The organism is Mycoplasma enhydrae (genome assembly GCF_025779955.1).
Lineage (GTDB): Bacteria > Bacillota_I > Bacilli_A > Mycoplasmatales > Metamycoplasmataceae > Metamycoplasma > Metamycoplasma enhydrae.
The window spans coordinates 1-21,787 of the sequence record NZ_JAOXHI010000007.1 but is presented as its reverse complement, the minus strand read 5'-3'; the positions used below and the strand labels follow the sequence as shown (position 1 = coordinate 21,787).

The following is a 21,787-nucleotide window of genomic DNA, read 5'->3' as shown; positions in this document are numbered from 1 at the left end:
GTTATATCTCCTTGCTTAAAAGTTATTTAGACAACTTTTTTAAATGAAAGTTGAATTTTTTCTATTGCTGTACGCAAAGCAGCATTTTTTTTCATATTATTTTTAATTCATGTCAACGAAGCAATAATTGTTGAATGTGCTTGGTCTCCAACCATTTTTCCAATTTCTTGCAATGTCATATCAAAATTATTTCGAATTAAATAGATTGCAATTTTTCTTGGAATAACCACTTCCTTAGACCTACTAATACTTTTAATTTGTTTTTTTTCAATTCCATAATATTTGCAAACTGTTTCAAGTATTTTTTCTGGTGTAATATTTTCTTCCGTTTTAGTTACATTTTTGAATATATTTTGAATGGTTCTTAAATCATATGTAAAAAAATCATCACCCTCTGCAAATAATTTTATTCTACTAATTGCTCCTTCAATAGCTCTAATTGAAGTAGAAAAATTTCGCCCAATATATCTTAATGATTCTTCTTCTCATAATTCTGGATCAATTCCATTTTCAGAAAGCTTAAATTTAAGAACTGAAATAACATCATCCATTTGTAGCTTATTAATTTCAATAATTAAGCCGCCTTGAAATCTAGTAATGAATCTCTGTTCAAACCCACCTAAATCTGAAGGTTCTTTATCAGCACAAAATATAATTTGTTTACCATTTGTTTTCATTGTATTAATGACATTGAACAAAACATTCAGTGTGCTTTCTTTATTACCATATTGCTGAACATCATCAAACATCAAACAATCGTAAGAAGTTAAATGATCTACAATTTTATTAATCTGTTCCTGATTTTTAGATTTTAGTTGCTCTACTAATTGCCGTGTTAAATTATCAGGATTAATATATAAACACTTCTTATTTTGGTTGTTTAATTCATTACCAATGGCATGTAATAAATGTGTTTTTCCTAATCCACTATTTGAATGAATAAATAAAGGGTTGGAAATATCTTCATAGTTCACACAAATTTTTTTTGCTGCCTTTAAAGCCATTTTATTAAAATTACCTGTAGCATAATTACTAAAAGTTAAATCATCTTTTACATTACTTTTAGTTGATTCTGTAATCATTTTTTCTGTTTTTTTCTTATCAATTACTTGAGCTATTTCATCCAAAGAAGAAATCAAAATTAAATTAATCTTTCTTTCTAAACTATTAGATACAGCTCTTTGAATTGTTTGAAAAAAATTTGTTTTAACATATTCAATAATTGATGGTCAACATTGAATATATGCTGAGTTTTTATCAACATGAACTAGCCTTAAATCAGAAAAAAAGTTATTGTATATCATACGGTCACTTGCAGTATTTTTTAGTTCTGTTTGTAAAATACCATTACTAACACTTAGATTAATTTCTTTTTCTTCATATTTCATATTTAGAATTATATTTTAATAAAAAAATATTTCTGGAATTAATGAAAATAAAACTGATTTTGAAAAATTTATTGACATTTTATTGACATAATCCTTTCAATAAAATAAGGTTAATTTAAGACTAAAATGTAATGAATTTTGTTTATTGACATTATTTTTTTATCAAAATTTTTCTTGTCAATAAAGCTAAAAAAATACCTTAAAATTCAATGTTTTTAAACAATATGATTTCAAAATTTCAGTAGTGAATTTCGTTATTAATTTTAATTAATAATATAGCCGAAAAATTTTATTTTTTTTTGGTAAAATATATTCTAGTATTTTTAGACACTTATAAAAAGGAGAAATTATTTATGAAAAGAACATATCAACCTAAAAAACGTAAACATATTAAAGTTCATGGATTTATGGCTAGAATGCAAACTAAAAATGGTCGTAAAATTTTAGCAGCAAGACGTGCTAAAGGAAGACATAGACTAACTGTATCAGATGAAAAATAATTTTGATGCTTTTTTTATGTATTAAATTTTTAACAAATAAATAAAATATGAATAAAAAAAATACTGTTAAAAAAAATTGAGAATTTCAAAAAATTCTTGATACCCGAAGCCAAGTCATTTCTCGAAATTTGATTATTTATTTTACTAAGTCTAATTACTTTAGAGTAGGAATTTCAATACCTAAGCAATTTGCGAATGCCGTTAAAAGAAATCATTATCGAAATCAAATTAGATCAATTCTTAGAAAAATGGATACTAGTAAGATTAATTATGACACAATACTGATAGCTAGAAAAAGTTTTTTTGCTCTTACGTGAGAACAAAAAAAAGAAGCTATTTATAAAATATATGAAAGGATAACAGATGGCAAAGAATAATAGTTCTAAACATTATGATGCATTTAGAATGAATCAAACGCCACAAGCAAAGAATCCCAAATCTGTAATGAAGCAAGTTTGGAAATGAATTAAAATTGTTTTAATTATTTTCTTTGTTGGAATTGGTTTAGTAGGCTGTATTCAGTCAGTTGCAACCAAATCTGGGGTTAAAGTCGGTTCAGGGCAAGAAGTTTTAACTAAAAAAGATTATATTTCACCCAATATAGTTACATTAAGATGAAACAAATTTAAAAACGAATTCGAAAATGTTAACTTGCAAAAAGATAGTGGTATTGCCGCAAACACTTATTTAGGTCTTGATGACCCTGAACAAATTAAAGCTCTAAGGGACCAAGATGATAAAACAGGTGGACAATATGGAATTTATGGCGGTTCATCTTTTGCTTTACAACTTCAAAAACAAAAAGAAAATATAAAAAATCCAAGTTCTAATTCAGCAGATTGACAAAATATTTCAAATATTGAAATTAAAAATGAGCCTGGTAAAAAAGGTGTTGTATATGGAAATGGTAAAAGACACATTTATGTTAACTTTGGTGATGGCAAAGGCAACGGAAAAACAAAAATTTACAATCCTGTTAATAAATTAAGTGATATATATGTGCCAATTAATTTATTATTTGAATCTTACCAAAAATGACCAAAGAGCGGAAAAGACTCTATAACTCATCATGACTACACACACATCAAATCATTGGAAGTGGCTAAAGTATCTTTAGCTGCAACAAGTAATTCTGATATTTATAATCTCTTGTTATCTGATATTTTAACTAGTTTAATAATTGAAACATTTAATACTTGATTAAATGATAAAAATAATAGTTCAATGTTTGGTCAAACAATAGCAAAGAGAAATGCTAAAACTATTGAACAACTAAAAGCACTACCTAGAGAACAATTAATAGATGAATGAAATAAATACATTCTTTCTTTCAAAAACTCTGTAGGTCCTGGAACTCTTACTTTTACTGAAGAAGAAGGCAAAGCATTAAACGTATTATTCTCTAGTGCTTCAAAAATGATGAAAAGCTATTTATCAATGACATCTTTTGTCAAAACAAACCGCCCTTCAAATGATCTCGATTTTGGAAAAGATATTAACCATTATTATGTAAGTTCAATTAATGAAGCTGGTAACTATAAGCCTGATCATTGAAAATTTAAATTATTTAACTCGGACGCTTTGGTTCCACATAAACCAATAAGTACTTATAAAGAATTCTGAAACCATGGACCATTTTATGGAATCTTTGTTCATCCATTTACACACTTTATGAATTCAATCATAAGGTCTCTTGGAACAACAGGTTGAAGTGTTATATTAGCTTTAGTTGTTACTGTAATTATTGTTAGATTGGTAACATTCTTCCTATCAGCTAAAAGTATTTTTAGCGCTAATAAAATGGAAGAATTAAACCAAAAGAAAGCAAAAATTGAAGCTAAATATGAAGCTTACAAATATGATAAGCAAATGCAACAACGTAAGCAAATGGAAATAAGTGAATTATATAAAAAGGAAAAAATTTCTCCTGTTGCACAATTTGTAAGTTCACTTATAACATTACCAATTTTAATTGTGGTCTTTAGAATTGTATCTACTTCTCCAGAAATCAAACAAGTTACTTTATATACAATTCAACTTTCTGCAACTTCAGTTTCTAGAATTTTTAGAGCCAAAGAAATGCAGTACTTGCCGATAGTTTTACTCTCAACTGGAGTTCAACTACTCGCTCAATTTATGCCTAAAATACTCAAGATGCGGAAGAAAAAATCGCTTCGAGCCGATGCATATCAGCAAGCTGCAATGAAAAAATCAAATAAAAAGGCAATGATAATCCCAATTGTATTTGTATTTATAGGTCTATTCTTTAGTGCTGGATTACAAATATATTGAGTAATTGGTGGACTATTTACTATATGTCAACATATTGCAGTTCACTATATCCAAAAAACCAAATGATACAAACACAAATTGGAACCATGATTATTTAAAAAAGAAGCTACTGCTTAATAATGCAAACATAAAAATCAAGTGCGCTTAATCACTTGATTTTTTAGTTAACTTTGTTTTTAGATTTTTTAGGCTTCTTAGGTTTTGGCAATAATTTTTCCTTTAAAAGTGTTGCTGAAGCAAATATTGAATATAGTGATAAAAATGGAATAATAAATATAATTGAAAAAATAAAATATTTAGAGAGTTTTTTATCGTTCATTTCTTTAGCTAATTTAAAACCAAAAGCTGAATTTAGAATAATAGCAAAAATAATTCCAGCAAATAGGATGGCAATAAAAATATAACTAAAATTAGAAGTTCATGATTTATTAATCTTAAAATCTGGTAAATAAATTGCTAACAATACACCTATAAAAGCACTTAAAATAACTAAAAAAGAAGCACCTAAAATGTATTGATTGTAGCATATTTTTCTCATTTTAGCACAAGGATCAACTATTACATCTTTTTTCACATTACTCTCCAGATAACATAATATTTATTATGATATATAATTTTATTATATTAAGCAAAATGCTTTTGTTTTTTAAATCAAAATAAGGAAAAAAGATGAAATTAAAAGACTACATATCAATATATTTTTTTAAAACTAAAAAAATTGCTCAAAAGTATCGTAAGAATGATATTGTAACTTTGCAATTTTTCCAACGCCACAATAATATTAAATTATGTGGAATTAATGAAGTTTTAAAACTATTATGTAAAAACACAGATACTTCAAAATATATAATTCGTTACCTACCTGAAGGTTCCATTATTCACAATCGTGAAGTAGTTTTAGAATTGGAAGGACGCTATTATGATTTTGGTATTTGAGAAGGTATGATTGATGGAATTTTAGCAAGACAAACTTCTATTGCCACTAATGCTTATAATGTTATAAAAGCTGCTAATGGAAAAACAGTAGTAAGTATGGCAGATCGAGCAGACCATTATATTAACCAACCAAATGATGCTTATGCTCTTAAGGTTGGTGGAATTCAAAATCATTCCACTTTATTAAGCTCAAACTATGATTTGGCTAGAACGTTTGGCAGTATGCCGCATGCGCTAATTCAAATGTTCAAAGGAGATGTAGTAAAAGCCACAGAGGCATATCATAAAGCTTTTCCTAATGATAACCTTTATGCATTAGTAGATTTCCATAATGATGTTATTTCTGATTCGTTAGCTTGTTTAAAAAAATTTGGAAGCACTCTAAAAGCAGTTCGAATTGACACATCAAAAGCACTGATTGATAAAATGTTTACCGAAGGGGAAGCAGAATACGGAGTAACACCTACTCAAGTAAAACGATTGAGAGAAGCTTTGGATGCTAATAATGGCAAACATGTAAAAATAACTGTTTCTAGTGGTTTTAATGCTAAAAGAATTAAAGAGTTTGAAGAAGAAAATACGCCAGTTGACACATATGGAGTCGGAGCTTCATTGCTAAAAATTTGAGTTAATTTTAGCGCAGATGCTACGAAATTAAATGATAAATTAATTGCTAAAGAAGGTCGAGGTTATTTAAAAAATGATAAACTTAAACAATTCAAAGGAGAAATTTTATAATGCAAGATCAAAAAATAAAAAAACAAGAGATCAAAGATAAAATATTTAATGTCCTAGGGTTTATTGTAATCTTTGCCTTTTTGGTTATTGGAATTTTATTATACTTAGCTGCAAACAAGGTATTAGGCAAAATAAATAAGGCTGGAATAATTTCTTGTTACGTATTTGGAACCATATTTCTAGTCTTATTTATTTTAATAATTATTAAAATTATACTTATTTTAAGGTCTGAAAACAAATATGCCAAAAGTGCTGTTGATGTTAGCAAAGTATTTGAAAATTCTGAACTTGATGAAGAACAAAAACAAACAAATGACCTTTTTAATGAACAATATTCAAATCAAATATCAAGTCTAAATATTTATTTTGGTGTATTTGCTGCTATTGAATGTAAATACTACAAAAAAGACGTTGATATTAATAGTCCTGTTGTTAGGATGTTAATTCAAAAAATGATAATTGAAACAACAAAAGAATTTGGCATCTTTGATGTTTACTTAGCTATTGATTTTTCAAAAAATTTAAATCGTAAATTAGTTTGAAAAAACGATTTAAAGAGATATAAAACATATTTTAATTACATTAGAGAAATTTTTCATGCAGCTGATGATTATATTTATGATAAATATTTCATCACTAAAAAGAAATAGAATTTATAAATAAATTGAAAGTATTTTAATTTAAGAAGAGCCTCATTAATTTATGAGGCTTTTTTACTAACTTTAAATCTCTTATAGCTCACGCTATATTGTCATTTTAGGTTTTTAAGTATTATAATAATTATGTTATATATATAAATAATTAAACAATTATTATTAATTTAAGAATAATATTATTTTATTGAGGAGAATAAAATGGCAAAAAATACTTGAGTAATTGCTAAAGATGCAATTGAAGCACATGATAATATTTTTATATTTCATCACATTAGACCTGATGGAGACTGTTTAGGATCTCAATTTGGTTTAAGAGAATTAATCAAAACTAATTATCCCAACAAAAATGTTTATGTTTTCGGAGATGCAATTGGAAGTTTTCCATTTATGAAATGAGATTTTGATAAATTTGAAGATGTTCCTAAAAAACATTTTGAAAATTCATTAGGGGTTGTAGTTGATGCAAACTCTTCAAATCGTATACAATTTGCAAACTACATTTTAGAAAAAAACTTTAGTCATATGTTAAGAATTGACCACCATCCTGTGGATCCAGATATAAATTATGATTACACATGAGAAGATGCGACATATGCTGCTGCTGCTGAACAAATTGGTTATATCGCAATGAAAATGAAATGAGAAGTAACAAAAAAGGCTGCAGAATATATTTATTTAGGAATTAATACCGATTCCGGAAGATTTCAATATGAATATGTTGTTCAAAGAACTTTTGATGTTATGTCATATTTACACAAAAATAATGATTTCAAGGTTTGAGATGTTAATTTTCAATTATCAAAAAGAGATGAAAGAAAAGTTCGTTTTGCAGCTTATGTTTTATCTAAATATAAATCTGAAAACAAGGTGTTATATTTTCATGTAACTAAGAAAATTCAAAAGAAATTTAATTTATCTGAAAATGAAGCAAATGATGTAAATATTTTAGCTAATATTGGAGATTGTAGAGTTTGAGTATTCTTCATTGATATGGAAGACGGAACTATTAGAACTCGTGTTAGATCTAACAGTGTTTGAATTAATCACATATGTGCTAAATACAAGCCTGGAGGAGGACATGAAGTGGCCGCAGGTGCTACATGCCGCTCAAAAACAGATATGAAATCAATAATTAATGAACTTAAAGCTGAGGTTGCTAAATATGATAAAAATTAATGATGAAAGAATGGCAATTTTTAAAGACATAGAGCAAAAGATTAAAAACCGTAAAAATGTTGTCATATTTCACCATATAAGACCTGATGGAGACTGTTTGGGTTCTCAATTTGGGCTAAAGAATTTAATTCAAGAAAACTGACCTGATAAGAATGTTTATGCAATAGGAGATTCAAAAGATAGCTATTCTTATTTAGATTTTAGCATGGACAAATTAGAAAAGAAACCTTTAGATGACTCTATTGCAATTATAGTAGATGCTAATTTTAAAGAACGTATAGAATGTCGTGATTATTTAGATGAAAAATTATTCAGCGAAGTTATAAGAATAGATCATCACCCTAATGATGACGATTTAGAATCTTCATTATCTTGAGTTGATCCTATGTCACCTGCTGCTGCACAACAAATAGCAGAAATGGCATATGGTTTAAACTGAAGAGTTAATGCTAAAGCTGCAACTTATTTATTTTTAGGAATTTATACAGACTCAGTAAGATTAACAACCAACTTAGTTGATGATAAAACAATGTACTTAGTTGCTTGATTATATTCAAAAGGAGCAAAAAAAGATTTAATCCACTATGAAATGGCTAAAAAATCTTTAGTTGACATTAAAATTAATTCATTTATTCAACAAAATATGAACATTAACAATGAAGTAGTTTCTTTTTATTTCAAACTTGAGGACCAACATAGATTAGGAATACTAGACCCTTTGAAAGCTAATAGACCTTTTACATTAGCTAACATTGATGATAATAAAGCTTGGGTATTTTTTACTGAAGAAGATAAAAACCAAATTAGATGTGAATTTAGATCCACAGGAGCATGTGTTAGAAATGTTGCTGTTAAATGAGGTGGTGGTGGTCATCACAGGGCTTCAGGGGCGCAAATTCATGATGAAAGTTTAATTCCACAAATTGTTAAAGACTTAGAACAAGAAGTTACAATTCTAGAAAATTATGATTAACAAAAAGCCGCAAATTTGCCGGCTTTTTTAAAATGAATTATTAAGTGTTTAGTGGCGATTACAGTGTTTTTGTGTAAATTGTTGTAACTAAGTTTTTATCTTTTATACACTCTTATCAATGCTTGTCTAGGATTAGGGAATTCATAACGCTTGCCATGTTGTTCAATAATATCTATAACAGTGTGCTTTATAATTCCTTGACCATTACCAACAATTATGTCAACATATTCATATCAATCATTTTGATCTAGGCTAAATAAAGCGTTTTCTACTTTAAGTGTTGCTTCTATTGAATCTTTGCCATGTAAATCAATTTCAAATCCCATATTTAATATTCCTTTTGACAATTAGAACATAAATATGTTCCTCTGCCATTTATTTTAATTTTTGTTGTCTCATTTTTACAAATTAAACAATTTTTAATTTTGTCACTATGAATTTGCAAGTAGTTTTGATATGAACCAATTTGTTTATTTAGACTTTCATAACTATGGATAGTTGTTCCACCAAATTGATAGCTTTTTTCCATAATCTTAGCACCATTATCAATTATTTCTTTCAGCTTTGTTATAGGTATATTTTTGGCCTTAGTAGCTGGATGGACCTTAGAAGCAAAAAGAGCTTCATCAACATATATATTACCTAATCCTGCCACTAATGTTTGATCTAATAATTTTGTTTTAATAGCAGTTGTAGATTTAGAAATTTTATTATATAGGTCTTCAATATTTATTTTAGAAGGCTCAGGTGCTAATTTAGATAGTGGTAAAGTTGCATTTCAGTTTTTATTGTTTCTTAAATATAATGTCCCAAACATTCTACTATCTAAATAGTGTAATTCAGTTCCATCATTAAAGATAAATTTTGCCATTGTGTGTTTGTGATTTTCAGTCTTTCGTTCAAAGAATCGGTATTTACCTTCCATTCGAAGATGAGATATTAAAACACCATCATTATTAAAATGAAAAATGATGTATTTACCCTTATTTTCAATGTTTTTTATAGTTGAATTAATTAATTTTTGTCTAAAAGTTTCAATTGGTTTTTCTTTAAATAATTTAGGCTTTAAAATTTCTAATTCAGCAATAGTCTTATTTAAAATTTTTTCTTTTAGAGCTTTAATAACAACTCTAACTTCTGGTAATTCCGGCATAGTATTATTATATATCTTTTTAGTATATTGGTATAATAAGAATATGACTAATAAGTACAATAAATTGTTTATTTCAACCACTGATACCGTGCTAGGAATTGGTGGTCCTGTAAATAAAGAAACAGAAGATTTAATATATCAAATCAAGGGTAGAGATCGTAATAAAAAACTAATTATTTTAGTGGCTTCAATTAAACAAGCACGTCAATTTAAACAATGAAATTCTAAGGCTGAAGAATATGCTAAAAAACATTGACCTGGAGCTATTACACTTGTTGTAAATGACCAGGGTTTTAGAATGCCAAACCAAAAGGAATTACTAAGTTTTTTAGAGAAAAATGGGCCTGTTTATATGTCTAGTTGCAACCTATCAAATGCACCTATATGTAAATCAATTGAAAATGCTAAAGTTATTTTTCCAGAAATAACTCAAGTATACAATTTTGGCGAAATGTCACAAGTACCAAGTCAAATTATTAGAGTAGAAGATGGAGAAGTATTAAGGAGTTAATATGATAGTTAAAATAACTAGTGACCATGGTGGACATGAAGCCAAAATAAAATTAGCAAAACATTTAAAAGATAATGGTTATCAGGTTGAATTATTTGGTTCAAACGATTCAAGTACATCTATATCATATGCTGATGTAGGAATTGAATTTGCTAATGAAGTAAAAAAATCACCAGAAGCAAGCAATATCAAATATGTTGCTTTTTGTGGTTCAGGAATTGGAATATCAATTGCTTTAAATAGATTTAAACATATTCGTTGTGCACGAGTGTCCAATGAAGAAGAAGCTAGGCTAGCAAAAGCACATAACAATGCTAATATTCTTTGCATGAGTGGTCGTTTATTAGATGATAAGAGTGTTCAAAATATGTTTCACGCTTGAGAAAAAGAAGTATTTGAAGAAGGAAGACACATTCCTAGAATAGAAAAATTAAAGGAAGTTGGTGAAGAGTAGCATTTGCGACTTTTTTTACTGCAAAATAAAATTTTATATTTGAATTTTGACAGAAAAAATATCTATTGCTTTGGTTTTACAATAGATATTTTGGATTATTTTTTGTCTGCTTGTTTAATTAATTCTGCTATTGAAGGAGCGTTTTTTGTAAGTTTTCTAATGGTGATGTCGTCAACTTTATTATTAGCAGTAGACAGTTGTTTTTTTGTTTTTAAAAGGCCTTCTCTTGTTGCTTCTAGATCCTTAATTGACTTATCAATTTTATCAATAACATTATCAAAGTGTTTGTTGGCTAACTCTACGTTTTTTGAAAAACCTTCTTTAGCAGCTGCTAAATTTTCAGAGAAATTTGCAAAGTCTAAATTTGCTCGTTTATTTTCGATAATTTCTCTTTTATCATCAATGGATTTTAGGCCAATATTTCTTAATAAGTTAATTAGAGCGATAAAGTTATTAGGTCTTATTACATATAAGTTTGGCATGTCTTTTGTTGAAGCATCATAAATTCCACTATTATATGTATCATTTTCTGGTTCCAGCATTGAAACTAAAACTGCGTATTCACAACGCTTTTTATCTCTATCATTTGAAAGCTTTCTGAAGAAGTCCTCATTTTTCTTTTTATTAGTACTATTTTCACCTTCATTTTTCATTTCAAACATAATAGAAACAAATTCTATTCCATCATCTGTTGTTTCTCTAAAAATAAAGTCGCCTTTAGTGCCTTCTAAAACATCATTGTCTTTTGCAAATATTGCATTTTTAAGATTAGGTCTTAAATATTGGTTGTAAGTATTTAAACAATGTTGCTCTAAATCTTCACCAATTAATTTTATAGAAAGAGAAAGTTTGTGTTCTCTTAATCTAGCAAGTTCTTTTTCTAAATCTTCTTTTTCTTGTTTAGATTTTTCTTTAATAGCATTAAATTCTGACTTAAGTTCATTATATTTTTGAATCTGAATATTTATTTGACTGTCAATTTCCAATTTCTTAGAATCATCATAGTTTTTTAGTTTTGATTCTAGGTTTTGAATTTTTGTTTGTTTTTCTAAAATTTGACCGTTAAATTGTTTTTCTTGAGCATTTAACAATTTTTCTTGCTCTAGTTTTAAGTTTTCTCTAGTTGTTTTAAGTTGTAATTGAAGATCATTAATGATATTTTGATATTCACTTTTAATTTCTTGTTTAGTAGCAGCTATATTATTTTGGTTTTCTTGTTTTAAAAGTTCAATTGCTCTTCGGTGGTTTTGTGCTTCTTCATCTATGATTTCTTGTTTAAAAGTTTTCGAAACCTGTGAAACAATAGATTCATAATGATCTTGAGTGATTTCAAATTCTTCTTGACATTTTGGACATTTTATTTTTCTATTCATCTTAACTCCTTATTTTTATTTTAAGATTCAACTTTAGAAGTATTAAATTTACCAATAATATTATGTACTCTTGTTACAGTAATTCAAGCTTCTAAATCGGCTAGTAAAATCTCGTTTTTAATCATATTCTGTTCAAGATAAAGGGCAAATGTCTCAATTTTATAAGTATCAGTATTAGTATATCCACCAGTTATTTTAGCAATATTGTAACCATGTCAGTATTGAATATTCTTAAAGTGTTGGATGATTTTGTCAGGGTTTTTGGTATATATTGAAATTTTTATTTTTCTATATTTAGGGAAAATTAGTTCTATAAACGAAGTGTACATAAATACATATGCTACTGAACATAAAATTCTTAGTAATAATGAAGCTACATTTAAAGGTCTATCAGCTTTAATTCCAGCTATTTCAACAGCTGTTATAACTAAAATTGAAAATGCTCCAAAACATAAAGCCACTATTGTTGAAATGCTTCCGACACTTTTTTGTTTAACACGTGAAATATAATAAACTATGAAATCTCCTCCTGCTGTAGAAGCTGAATTTTTTCAAGCTATTCCACCTGCTATACCTGCCATAGAGGCTCCAATAATTGTATAAACTATAATTGGTCATGTAGGATTTGGAAAACCGGATTGAACTGCAGTATAGAATTTTTTAAGTTGGTCTAATTGGATTTGATTTATTGCCTTAATCATGCCTAATTCATGGCTCACATTAGCACTTAAAGTATATATTCCAGTTGGACTAGTAGGATTTGTTTCAATTCATTTAAATAATTCTTTGTATGTTGTTGAATAACTACCATAAACATCCCAAGGTACTAAAACTTTAAAACTATTAGCCCCATCTTTTACAGGTGAATATCAGTTAACATAGTATATTGATATTTTTTGGAAAAAGAAACCTGCAGGCCCAATTAATAATATTGATTGAAATAATACTTGTCATAATAATCAATAAGTAGTAAGAATCATGAAGAGTCTGGAGTTCTTTTTTCAAAAGAAAATAATCAATGGTAAATTAATTGCAAAATAAATATAAGCAAAATATGGTGCTGTTGCAGACACTGTAAAAGTTAATGATTGAACAATAGCTGAAACTCCAGTGGCAACAGTAGCTGCTTTGGCTAAAAATGTGGCAATAGCTATGTTATATAAGATAGCTGAAATAAACACCATAAGCATTTTTTTAGGAAACTTTTTTCAGACATTAAAAAAGTTAACCCCATATCTATTTAATTCAGTAATTGGTGTAGCTTTTTTCCCGCTAGCCTTTCTAATTTTTCTTTGTTTAACTAAGGCTCGATATTCTTCTGTTTTGATTTGATTTTGTGTATCTGTACCAATATTAACTGGCACTTCGGTTTTTAGTTCTTTATCATCTTTTTTATCACTCATAAACCCTCCATTTGATTAATCTATGAAAATAATAGCAAAATTTTATTTTTTATTTTTATTATCTTAATTTTTGATATAAAAAAGCGACTGTGCTAATTTTTCAGTCGCTATTTTGATTATTTTGATGATAAAGCTTTCTTAGCAGATTCAACGATTGTTGCAAATGAAGTTGGGTAATTAATTGCTAATTCTGAAAGCATTTTTCTGTTTATATTAATATTTGCTGCTTTTAGACCTTCGATTAATCTTGAGTATGTAATACCGTTGATTCTTGATGCAGCATTAATACGTGCGATTCAAAGTTTTCTAAATTCTCGTTTTAGTTGTTTTCTATCTCTAAAAGCATATGTTCATGACTTAACAACAGCTTGCTTAGCTACTTTGTAACCAATTGATTTGTGTCCCCAGTAACCTTTAGCTAATTTTAGTCATTTTCCACGTCTTTTTCTTGTAACTGTTCCACCTCTTGTACGCATAATAATTCCTTTCTATTTAATGATTAATTAAATTAATTCTTTATATCTTTTGAAATCAGATGCTGAAAGCATTGAAGATTTACGAGATTGACGTTTTTGTTTTGTTGTTTTATTTTGAGCTAAATGTGAACGATATGCATTTCCACGTTTTACTTTACCGGTAGCGGTTATTTTAATTCTTTTCTTTAAACCGCTTTTGGTTTTCATTTTTGGCATGTTATTCTCCTTGTTTGTCTGAAGGTTCGTTATTTTGTTTGTTTAAAGCATCAACTTTACGCTTGTCTTTTTCAATATACATATCTAAAAAACGTTCATTAACTAAAGTTGCTTCTTTTGAAATCTTTGCTATATCTTCAACCAGGGCATAGAATTTTCGAAGTATTTCTTCGCCTAATTCAATTCTTGCACGTTCTCTTCCTCTAAATTTAACAGAAATTTTGATTCTGTTACCTTCTAATATAAATTCACGAGTTTTACGTGCTTTTGTTTCTAAATCATGATCTCCAATAAGTGGAGTTAATCTAATTTCACGATTTATTGTTTTTGATTGCTTTTCCTTAACTTCTTTTTGTTTTTTCTTACGGTCATATTTAAATTTTCCATAATCCAATATTCTTGTAATTGGCTTATTGTTTTCAATCGAAATAAGAACCAAATCCATATTATATTCAGCTGCTTTATCCAATGCTTCTGCTTTGGTTAAAACACCTATTTTTTCATTTTCTGGCCCTAAAACAAAAACTTTCTTGTAAGGAATAGCATTGTTTACAACGTGCTCTGATTTTGGTCTTCTGTTTTGATTACCTGCAAAGTTTGAGTTATTTTGTGATATAACTTCCTCCTTAAATAAAATAAAAAAGTGGTTTATCCACTTCCCTAAACTACAAAATAAACATATCAAGATCTTTATGTGTAGCGACCCAGCAAAAAATCACTTAGGTGAGAAATGAATCTTCTTATTGCTATTAAAAGCATTTAAATTATATCTTAATTTTTTTATTTGTTGTTTTTATTATTAATAATTTCTAATCAAGTAATTCTTCAACAGTTTTTTTTGAAAAATTGTTAACTAAATATGAACCAACTACAGCCACACCAACACCCGCTTCAAAGCATTTTTTGATGTTGTGTTGCTTAACACCGCCATCAACTTCTATGATTGTTTTTAGGTTGTTTTCATCTATATATTTTCTTAAATTTGATATTTTATTATATGAATCTTCAATAAAACTTTGGCCACCTAAACCAGGATTTACGCTCATAACTAAAATTAGTGATAAATCTTTTAGATAATTTATTATTTCTTTTTCATTAGTATTAGGATTAATTGCTAATCCCAACTTTACATTATCTTGTTTAGCTTTATTAATTAATTCTTCCAATGTTTGTTTATTCATTGCTTCATAATGAAAAATTAATAAGCCTTTATGTTTTGAATAAATGTTGTAATATTGGAAAACATCTTTAACCATTAAATGAAATTCAATTTCATGTTTTTTAGCTTTACTAATAGTTTCAAGAATTAAATTTTCTGGAATACCCTTATTTGGAACAAAAAAACCATCCATTACATCATAATGGATTCTTTTGACACCTCAGTCAACAAGGGTATTAATATAATCTAAAAATTCTTCATGTTTTACATCTAAAACTGAAGGACTAATTTGTTTCATGTTTCTCCTTAATAAAGTGGACCTATCATTCTTTCTAGGAAACTGACATAGTTAGCATATCTTTCTTTCTTAATTTTGCCAGATTCAACTTGTTTTTTAACTTCACAGTCCTCTAATTTTTCATGATAATGTCTACAACTACGATATTTGCAAGCTAACGTAGCTTTTCTAAAAGCGCTAAAAGCAGTGGGCATTTCGTCTATTGTCAAATCGAATTCAATTGAAGAAAATCCAGGAGTATCAATAATTTCTCCTCCATTAAAATCAATTAAACTAACTTCTCGTGTGGTGTGTTTTCCTCTATTTAAAGATTTTGAAATTGCTTGCGTTTCAAAATTTGTATTGGCCAAATAATTTATTAGAGTTGTTTTACCAACACCTGTTTGACCTACAAAAAAACTAGTTTTGTGCTTAAAAATTTCTTTTAAACCTTCAAAGCCATCTTGAGTTTCATAGTTGATTTCAAAAACTTTATACCCTTGGTCTTTATAAAAATTAATTTTTGAATTTGAGGTTAAATCTTTTTTGGTTAAAACAATTATTGGCTCTACTCCCTTGCTTTCAATGATAATTAAAAATTTATCAACCAACAAGGAACTAAAATCAGGTTCAACTAATGACATGACAACAATTGCTTGATCCACATTGGCAATTTTAGGTCTTATAAAGAAATTTTTTCTTCCCAGAATTCGATGAATAAAACTTCCTTTTTCAAATTCTACATTGTCGCCCACAATGGGTTTCATGTCTAAAAGTCTTAGTTTGCCACTACCACGAACACGATATACTTTTTTGTCTTCAAAAGATTTTATGTCATAAAATCCCGCGACTGATTTGACGATTTTTCCTACTTCCATATTCCTACCTTAAATAATTTAAATATTATTTAATTATATTATACCTTTGATAACTAATACTAATATGGTAGTAACAATTGCTAAAGTTAAGACAACAATTATTGAAATTGTCACCTTTGCTGATAATTTTTTTGACTTTTTAGAACCAGCATTTTTGCCGTCCTTATCAAGTCTAAGTCTTTTTTCTAAACTTGCTTGCGGACTTAAACACTTATTTAAATCTTTTAAAATCTCAACACAATTGTTATATCTTAAATTAGGATCTTTAGCTGTACAACGAATGATTATGTTTTCAACAGCTTGAGGAATTGAAGAACCAACACCTTCCAAAGGAGGAATTTTTTGGTTAACTTGTAAATATAAAATTGATTGCTCTTCTGAACCTTGAAATGGCGGATGTCCAGCTAACATTTCATACATGATAATACCAAACGAATATATATCGCTTTTAACTGAAGCTCTGGCAGTACGGGTCAAAAGTTCAGGCGCGATATATTGAATTGAACCTACAACTTTGTTATCAGCTGTAACACGTACACTTTCATCGGCAATAGAAATACCAAAGTCAATTAGTTTAACGGTATTAGTAATATTTTGAATTAAAACATTACTTGGTTTTAAGTCACGATGGATGACATTGGCATTATGGATGTCAATTAACCCTTGACAAATTTCTTTTAAAATTCTAATAGCTTCATCAATTGGAATCTTTGTATTTTTAGCTATCAAGCTTTTTAAGTCTATTCCCTTAATTAATTCCATTGCATAATATGATTCATTTTCACTAACATAGTAGCCTAACATACGCACAACATTATTTGATCTAATTTTTTGCAAGACATTACATTCATTTTTGAAACGAATTTGATTAGTGGCTTTTTTAGTTGCATCTGGGACCGTTAAAATCTTAACGGCAACTTTTTTGTTTGTACCATTATTAATATAACTGGCTGAATATACTTCACCATATCCGCCTCTTCCTATCAGCTCAAAATTTTCAAAATGCTGATTAACATTCTTATATTTTTTTAATTTCTTTTCCATAATACTAAATCTCCACTATCACTACTGTTAAGTTGTCTTTTGATGCATTCTTTTTAGCAACACTAATTAATTTATTTGCTTTTTTTTCTAAGTCTAGTTTTTCGTCTTGCAAAATTTGTTCCATGGCTGGTTTTTCCATATAATCATGTATACCATCGGAAGTAAGCACAAAGTATTTAACATCCTCGCTACCTTTAAGTAAAAAACCATCACATTTTGGTTTTTTATTAGGTCCTAGGCAACTGACCAATTTATCAGCATCAGGATGTAATTTAGCTAAATCAGGTGAAACTATTTTATATCTCATTAATTCGTGTAATAAGTTTTGGTCAGTTGTAACTTGATATAAAAAACCATTATATGCATATGTTCTTGAATCGCCTATATTAAAAATATAGGTTTGCTTATTTAAATTGAAAATTAGGGCAGCTGTAAGTGTAGTGCCCATATCTTGCAACTCTTCATTTTCTTTAACTATTTCCTGAAGTGATTTTTTAATAAAACTAATTGCATTGTTAAATCATTTACTAATGTATTTTCGATTATTAAAATCAACATTTACATCAAATTTTGTTTGAAAATATTCAAACAGAAATTCAATTGATTTTGTTGAACAAATTGAACCGCCAAAATGTCCACCCATTCCATCACATAATACAGCTAATGTTCAGTCTCCTAAAAAAGAAATTGAAGCACTATCTTGGTTTTCTGATCGATATTTTCCTTTATCACTTTTAACAATGTATTTCATTAAAAATTATGCCTTTCTGCCAGCTTCGCCTTTGTTTTTTTCATATATAATGTTTGAAAAATTTTCTTTTATTATTGCTGTTATTTTACTTAGTGTTTCTTCTACAGAATTATTAACAACAACATAATCAAAAAGATTAGATAAAGCAATTTCTTCTCTTGCTTTTTTTAGTCTTTTAGTAATTAATTCTTCAGTTTCTGTTTTTCTGCCTTCAATTCTTCTTTCTAGTTCAGATAATGATGGAGGCATCAAGAATATTGAACAAATTTCATGTTCTCTTTTTTCTTGCTTATATTTTTCAAGAATTTGTTTAGCACCATTTGTTTCAATTTCTAAAAAAGGAATTTTACCTGATTCATAAATGTGTGCAATTTCAGAACGCAGTGTTCCATAATAATTATCAAAATGTTTAGAATGTTCTAATAATCTTTCTTCTGCAACAAATGTTTGAAACATATCATTAGAAATAAAATAATAATGAACTCCATCAATTTCTGATTCTCTTGGAGGTCTTGTTGTTATTGAAACAGAAAGTTTGAGTTTTAATTCCTTATTATCAAATAAAGATTTTTCTATCGTGCCTTTTCCCACACCACTTGGACCTGTAAATATTATTAATTTTTTATCCATAATGCTTATCTCCTTTACAAATTTATTTTTAAAAGTCATAATTTAAGTCAAATTAGTTTATTAATTATAAACCAAATTAACACTTAATAATTTAGTAAATATAATTTTAACTTATTATGTATATAATAGCTTTTATTTAGTGTCATAAAATTAATTCTAACTAAGCATTTTGTTGAACACAGGGTCTTTAACAGTCTCTAATTTTTAGTAAATGGAAAGCAAACTTAAGTACTTGTGTTTAAAATAAAATAACAATAGTATAATTGTGACATAAATTTTATAAGCATGAAAGGATAATATGGAACCAAAGAGAAGCAGAAGCATAGTTGGAAAAGTATTTTTAACACTTTTTATTACTATCATTACTTTAATAGGAATTTCAGTAGGCATTTATTATGGCTACAAGCATATAAGTTCATTAACACAAAATAATCAAAATAACCAAAATAGTCAAAAAAAGGAACCTGATTATTGAGAAGAATCTGAACATAGAAAAGGAATGATAAAGATCTTTAAAGATGAAGATGAAGTAATACATTTTAATGATAAAAAAATCAAAGGAAAGCAAGCTATAAATCCTGATTTTCAATATGGTAATTTAAGTATTAAAGAAAACCCTTTCATTTTTAAATACCCAGATGGCAAGACAGAAAAATTTTATTTTCTTGGAGAAGAAGGTATAACCATATTAAACAATATGTTTATCAAAAGAGGTATCTATGGTCCAGAAATTAATGCTCTAAAAAATGTATACATAAATTTTGAAACTCAAGGTTCTGGCAATGCAAATGGTCTATATTACACTGGAAAACAAGAAATGTATATTTTCCCAAAGCTTTTTGTAGAAAATAATGCTATTCAAATCAAAAATACTACTGTTGGTAAAAGAGTAGAAATGGTTTTTGGAACTCTAATGCATGAATATGCACACCACATTGATAATATTTACAACAGATCAACCAAAAAAAATGATATTTTTGCTAATGATGATTTAGTTGAAAATGAGTTAAAAGACGGTCATGATCATGGTGGTATTTCAAATGGCAAAAGAATAAATAACAATAAATTTATTAATGAATTTAGAGCTAATCTAAATTATCATGACATTAATGACTCTGAACGTTATAAATATATGCGAAACAAAAATGATTTTGAACATTCATCTAACAAAATCCCTGTATATAAAGACATTAGTTCAAATGATTTATTTAGATTAGTTAACTTAAATATTTCCCCTTATGAAAAAAGTCAAATTGAATCTAAACTATATGATGGTAAACATTATTTTACTAATAACTCTAGACAAAAAATTACATACACTGCTCCTGTAGATAAAAAATCAATTGATTATTTATTTTCAATGGCTGAATTATTTCCAAGAGAATTAATAAAACTATCATTAGGTCCAAATGGTGCGTTTTATGATATAAGAAAACCTGAAGAAAACTTCTTATATTTTAAAACTGAAATTAGAAATAATGGCTTTAAAGCGCATTTTAGTGCCATTGGTGATGATGCCTTAAAAACAATTTCATTTTGAAAAAACACATCAGATTGAAACTATATAAATGCGTATGCTCCTAATTGAGTTTTTAAGAATCAAATTGAACATTTTGTTAGCCAACAAATAAATCACTTAAGTGGTGAATATATTAAACCTTTTCAAGGTGTTGGAGATAAATTTCATAAAGGTCTTTTTAAAGCTTATATAGATTTAATGGGTTGAGGACAATTAATTAGTTTTGCTCATTACAATTTAAATAATAGTAATAGTAATGAAATAAACCTAGGTGGTTATTTCCAATTACCTAAACAAAAAAACATCTACAAAAATAAAGAAATGGCTTTAATTTTTGTAGCTAAAAACGATCCTACAAATTTCATTAAAAATAATATTGTTTTACAAGATTACAACTTTATAGCTAAAAAACAATGAAATTCAATATACGATGGCTGATCTAAAAAAAATGAACAAGCTAATTATTGAACAGAAAAATGAATATATGGCAATTTATTTAAAGAAGACAGTGAATATGTTTCTTATATAGCTAGAAATATAAATTCTACAGAATTAAACAATAAATTTAAAAACAAACAGTTTGATGTAAAACTATGAATTGATTTTAATGATGATAAAAAATATGATTTAAATGATTCAAGTGAGGTGTTTTCATTATTGAATGATAATAAATATAACAATTTAGGAAATAATTTCTTACAAAAACATAATAATGATAAAAGAGTAATATCACCTTATAGACATTTTGGTACAAAACTGCTTGGTCAAATATATGAAAAATTTGAACTTAGCAAAGATATAGATGGAAAATATTATTACACTTTATTAGAATATTAGTTAACCTATTGGTTAACTTTTTTTAATCCTAAAAAGGCTATAGTTTAGTTATAAACTAAAAACGTTTATAGCAACCTTTTCTTTAATGTTAAAATTTAGATAAAAGAATGTATTTAAATTAATTTGTATGAGCTAAGGAGTATATGAATCAACAATTAAAACAAAATATTGAAGATGCTAAAACAATTCTTTTCAAGAAAACTAAAAATGGTAGAGTCCTTTTATCAAAATTAGTTACTTGAAACTTTCTAACGATTACTTTTAGTGCTATATTAGTAATGGGAATAGTTTTACTAATTGGTAACAAAATAGATGTTAACTATAAACATATCCCCTATTAGTGGACTACCACAAATGGAGGATATGTTTTTTATTATGAAAAAATATAAGACAAGAATATTTTTATACAAGTTGTGTATGAGAGTGCTTACTGGAGAAAAAATTCCA

25 protein-coding genes are annotated in these 21,787 nt (G+C 27.4%); 11 read left to right on the top strand and 14 right to left on the bottom strand.

What is annotated here, in order from left to right; translation table 4 throughout:
- Positions 1 to 26 precede the first annotated feature (26 nt).
- Complete coding sequence (gene dnaA, locus OF364_RS02280) at positions 27 to 1,388, bottom strand: chromosomal replication initiator protein DnaA (protein ID WP_205851118.1); 1,362 nt, start codon at positions 1,386 to 1,388, stop codon at positions 27 to 29.
- 353 nt (positions 1,389 to 1,741) lie between these two features.
- Here dnaA and rpmH point away from each other — a divergent pair, with 353 nt between their 5' ends.
- The 3 genes from rpmH to yidC are packed head-to-tail and all read left to right on the top strand — an operon-like array spanning position 1,742 to position 4,297.
- Complete coding sequence (rpmH, locus tag OF364_RS02275; protein ID WP_205851119.1) at positions 1,742 to 1,888, top strand: 50S ribosomal protein L34; 147 nt, start codon at positions 1,742 to 1,744, stop codon at positions 1,886 to 1,888.
- A gap of 47 nt (positions 1,889 to 1,935) precedes the next feature.
- Entirely contained in the window at positions 1,936 to 2,265 is a 330-nt protein-coding gene (gene rnpA / locus OF364_RS02270) for a ribonuclease P protein component (RefSeq protein ID WP_205851120.1), read from the top strand.
- A complete protein-coding gene (gene yidC, locus OF364_RS02265) occupies positions 2,252 to 4,297 on the top strand; it encodes a membrane protein insertase YidC (RefSeq protein ID WP_205851121.1) in 2,046 nt (681 codons plus the stop codon). Before rnpA ends, yidC begins: the two co-directional genes overlap by 14 nt.
- A gap of 43 nt (positions 4,298 to 4,340) precedes the next feature.
- Here the strand turns inward: yidC and OF364_RS02260 are convergent, their stop codons facing one another.
- The gene (locus OF364_RS02260; RefSeq protein ID WP_263752599.1) at positions 4,341 to 4,754 is read right to left on the bottom strand and encodes a hypothetical protein; all 414 of its coding nucleotides are present in this window, start codon (positions 4,752 to 4,754) and stop codon (positions 4,341 to 4,343) included.
- 95 nt (positions 4,755 to 4,849) lie between these two features.
- Here OF364_RS02260 and OF364_RS02255 point away from each other — a divergent pair, with 95 nt between their 5' ends.
- From OF364_RS02255 to OF364_RS02240, 4 genes are all read left to right on the top strand, one after another.
- On the top strand, positions 4,850 to 5,854 hold the full coding sequence (locus OF364_RS02255; protein ID WP_205851123.1) for a nicotinate phosphoribosyltransferase: 1,005 nt from the start codon (positions 4,850 to 4,852) through the stop codon (positions 5,852 to 5,854).
- The gene (locus OF364_RS02250) at positions 5,854 to 6,504 is read left to right on the top strand and encodes a hypothetical protein (protein ID WP_205851124.1); all 651 of its coding nucleotides are present in this window, start codon (positions 5,854 to 5,856) and stop codon (positions 6,502 to 6,504) included. The genes OF364_RS02255 and OF364_RS02250 overlap by 1 nt, the downstream gene beginning before the upstream one ends.
- 204 nt (positions 6,505 to 6,708) lie before the next feature.
- Positions 6,709 to 7,686, top strand: a complete 978-nt coding sequence (locus OF364_RS02245) for a DHH family phosphoesterase (RefSeq protein ID WP_263752603.1) — start codon at positions 6,709 to 6,711, stop codon at positions 7,684 to 7,686.
- On the top strand, positions 7,673 to 8,659 hold the full coding sequence (locus OF364_RS02240; RefSeq protein WP_263774075.1) for a DHH family phosphoesterase: 987 nt from the start codon (positions 7,673 to 7,675) through the stop codon (positions 8,657 to 8,659). The genes OF364_RS02245 and OF364_RS02240 overlap by 14 nt, the downstream gene beginning before the upstream one ends.
- Positions 8,660 to 8,754: 95 nt before the next feature.
- Here OF364_RS02240 and OF364_RS02235 read toward each other — a convergent pair whose 3' ends face one another.
- Both OF364_RS02235 and mutM read right to left on the bottom strand, forming a co-directional pair.
- Positions 8,755 to 8,985: a Smr/MutS family protein gene (locus OF364_RS02235; RefSeq protein ID WP_263774074.1), complete on the bottom strand. Its 231-nt coding sequence runs from the start codon at positions 8,983 to 8,985 to the stop codon at positions 8,755 to 8,757.
- A gap of 2 nt (positions 8,986 to 8,987) precedes the next feature.
- Positions 8,988 to 9,812: a DNA-formamidopyrimidine glycosylase gene (mutM, locus tag OF364_RS02230; protein WP_263774073.1), complete on the bottom strand. Its 825-nt coding sequence runs from the start codon at positions 9,810 to 9,812 to the stop codon at positions 8,988 to 8,990.
- 43 nt (positions 9,813 to 9,855) lie between these two features.
- Between mutM and OF364_RS02225 the strand changes: the two genes are divergently transcribed.
- Positions 9,856 to 10,323 carry an L-threonylcarbamoyladenylate synthase gene (locus OF364_RS02225; protein ID WP_263774072.1) on the top strand — a complete coding sequence of 156 codons (468 nt, stop codon included), beginning with the start codon at positions 9,856 to 9,858 and terminating at the stop codon, positions 10,321 to 10,323.
- Between the two features lies 1 nt (position 10,324).
- A complete protein-coding gene (locus OF364_RS02220) occupies positions 10,325 to 10,777 on the top strand; it encodes an RpiB/LacA/LacB family sugar-phosphate isomerase (protein WP_205851130.1) in 453 nt (150 codons plus the stop codon).
- Positions 10,778 to 10,872: 95 nt separating this feature from the next.
- Here the strand turns inward: OF364_RS02220 and OF364_RS02215 are convergent, their stop codons facing one another.
- The 10 genes from OF364_RS02215 to gmk all read right to left on the bottom strand — a co-directional run bounded on the left by OF364_RS02215 (position 10,873) and on the right by gmk (position 18,984).
- Positions 10,873 to 12,150, bottom strand: a complete 1,278-nt coding sequence (locus tag OF364_RS02215; RefSeq protein ID WP_263774071.1) for a DUF2130 domain-containing protein — start codon at positions 12,148 to 12,150, stop codon at positions 10,873 to 10,875.
- A gap of 20 nt (positions 12,151 to 12,170) precedes the next feature.
- Complete coding sequence (locus OF364_RS02210; protein ID WP_263774070.1) at positions 12,171 to 13,553, bottom strand: DUF2179 domain-containing protein; 1,383 nt, start codon at positions 13,551 to 13,553, stop codon at positions 12,171 to 12,173.
- Positions 13,554 to 13,669: 116 nt separating this feature from the next.
- Positions 13,670 to 14,032, bottom strand: coding sequence for a 50S ribosomal protein L20 (gene rplT, locus OF364_RS02205; protein WP_373422507.1), 363 nt, complete (start codon positions 14,030 to 14,032; stop codon positions 13,670 to 13,672).
- Positions 14,033 to 14,056: 24 nt separating this feature from the next.
- Positions 14,057 to 14,245, bottom strand: coding sequence for a 50S ribosomal protein L35 (gene rpmI / locus OF364_RS02200; RefSeq protein ID WP_263752616.1), 189 nt, complete (start codon positions 14,243 to 14,245; stop codon positions 14,057 to 14,059).
- A 1-nt stretch (position 14,246) separates the two neighbouring features.
- Positions 14,247 to 14,930, bottom strand: a complete 684-nt coding sequence (gene infC, locus OF364_RS02195; RefSeq protein ID WP_241006051.1) for a translation initiation factor IF-3 — start codon at positions 14,928 to 14,930, stop codon at positions 14,247 to 14,249.
- A gap of 124 nt (positions 14,931 to 15,054) precedes the next feature.
- Positions 15,055 to 15,702, bottom strand: a complete 648-nt coding sequence (locus OF364_RS02190) for a ribulose-phosphate 3-epimerase (protein WP_263752618.1) — start codon at positions 15,700 to 15,702, stop codon at positions 15,055 to 15,057.
- Positions 15,703 to 15,710: 8 nt separating this feature from the next.
- On the bottom strand, positions 15,711 to 16,559 hold the full coding sequence (rsgA, locus tag OF364_RS02185) for a ribosome small subunit-dependent GTPase A (RefSeq protein ID WP_263774069.1): 849 nt from the start codon (positions 16,557 to 16,559) through the stop codon (positions 15,711 to 15,713).
- Positions 16,560 to 16,592: 33 nt separating this feature from the next.
- Positions 16,593 to 17,603 (bottom strand): serine/threonine-protein kinase, encoded by a 1,011-nt coding sequence (locus OF364_RS02180; RefSeq protein ID WP_205851137.1) that lies wholly within the window; start codon positions 17,601 to 17,603, stop codon positions 16,593 to 16,595.
- A gap of 4 nt (positions 17,604 to 17,607) precedes the next feature.
- Positions 17,608 to 18,354, bottom strand: a complete 747-nt coding sequence (locus OF364_RS02175; RefSeq protein WP_205851138.1) for a PP2C family protein-serine/threonine phosphatase — start codon at positions 18,352 to 18,354, stop codon at positions 17,608 to 17,610.
- 6 nt (positions 18,355 to 18,360) lie between these two features.
- On the bottom strand, positions 18,361 to 18,984 hold the full coding sequence (gene gmk, locus OF364_RS02170; protein WP_205851139.1) for a guanylate kinase: 624 nt from the start codon (positions 18,982 to 18,984) through the stop codon (positions 18,361 to 18,363).
- Positions 18,985 to 19,282: 298 nt separating this feature from the next.
- Between gmk and OF364_RS02165 the strand changes: the two genes are divergently transcribed.
- Positions 19,283 to 21,340 (top strand): MYPU_1760 family metalloprotease, encoded by a 2,058-nt coding sequence (locus OF364_RS02165; RefSeq protein ID WP_263774068.1) that lies wholly within the window; start codon positions 19,283 to 19,285, stop codon positions 21,338 to 21,340.
- Positions 21,341 to 21,483: 143 nt separating this feature from the next.
- Entirely contained in the window at positions 21,484 to 21,681 is a 198-nt protein-coding gene (locus OF364_RS02160) for a hypothetical protein (RefSeq protein ID WP_263774067.1), read from the top strand.
- Positions 21,682 to 21,787: the final 106 nt, after the last annotated feature.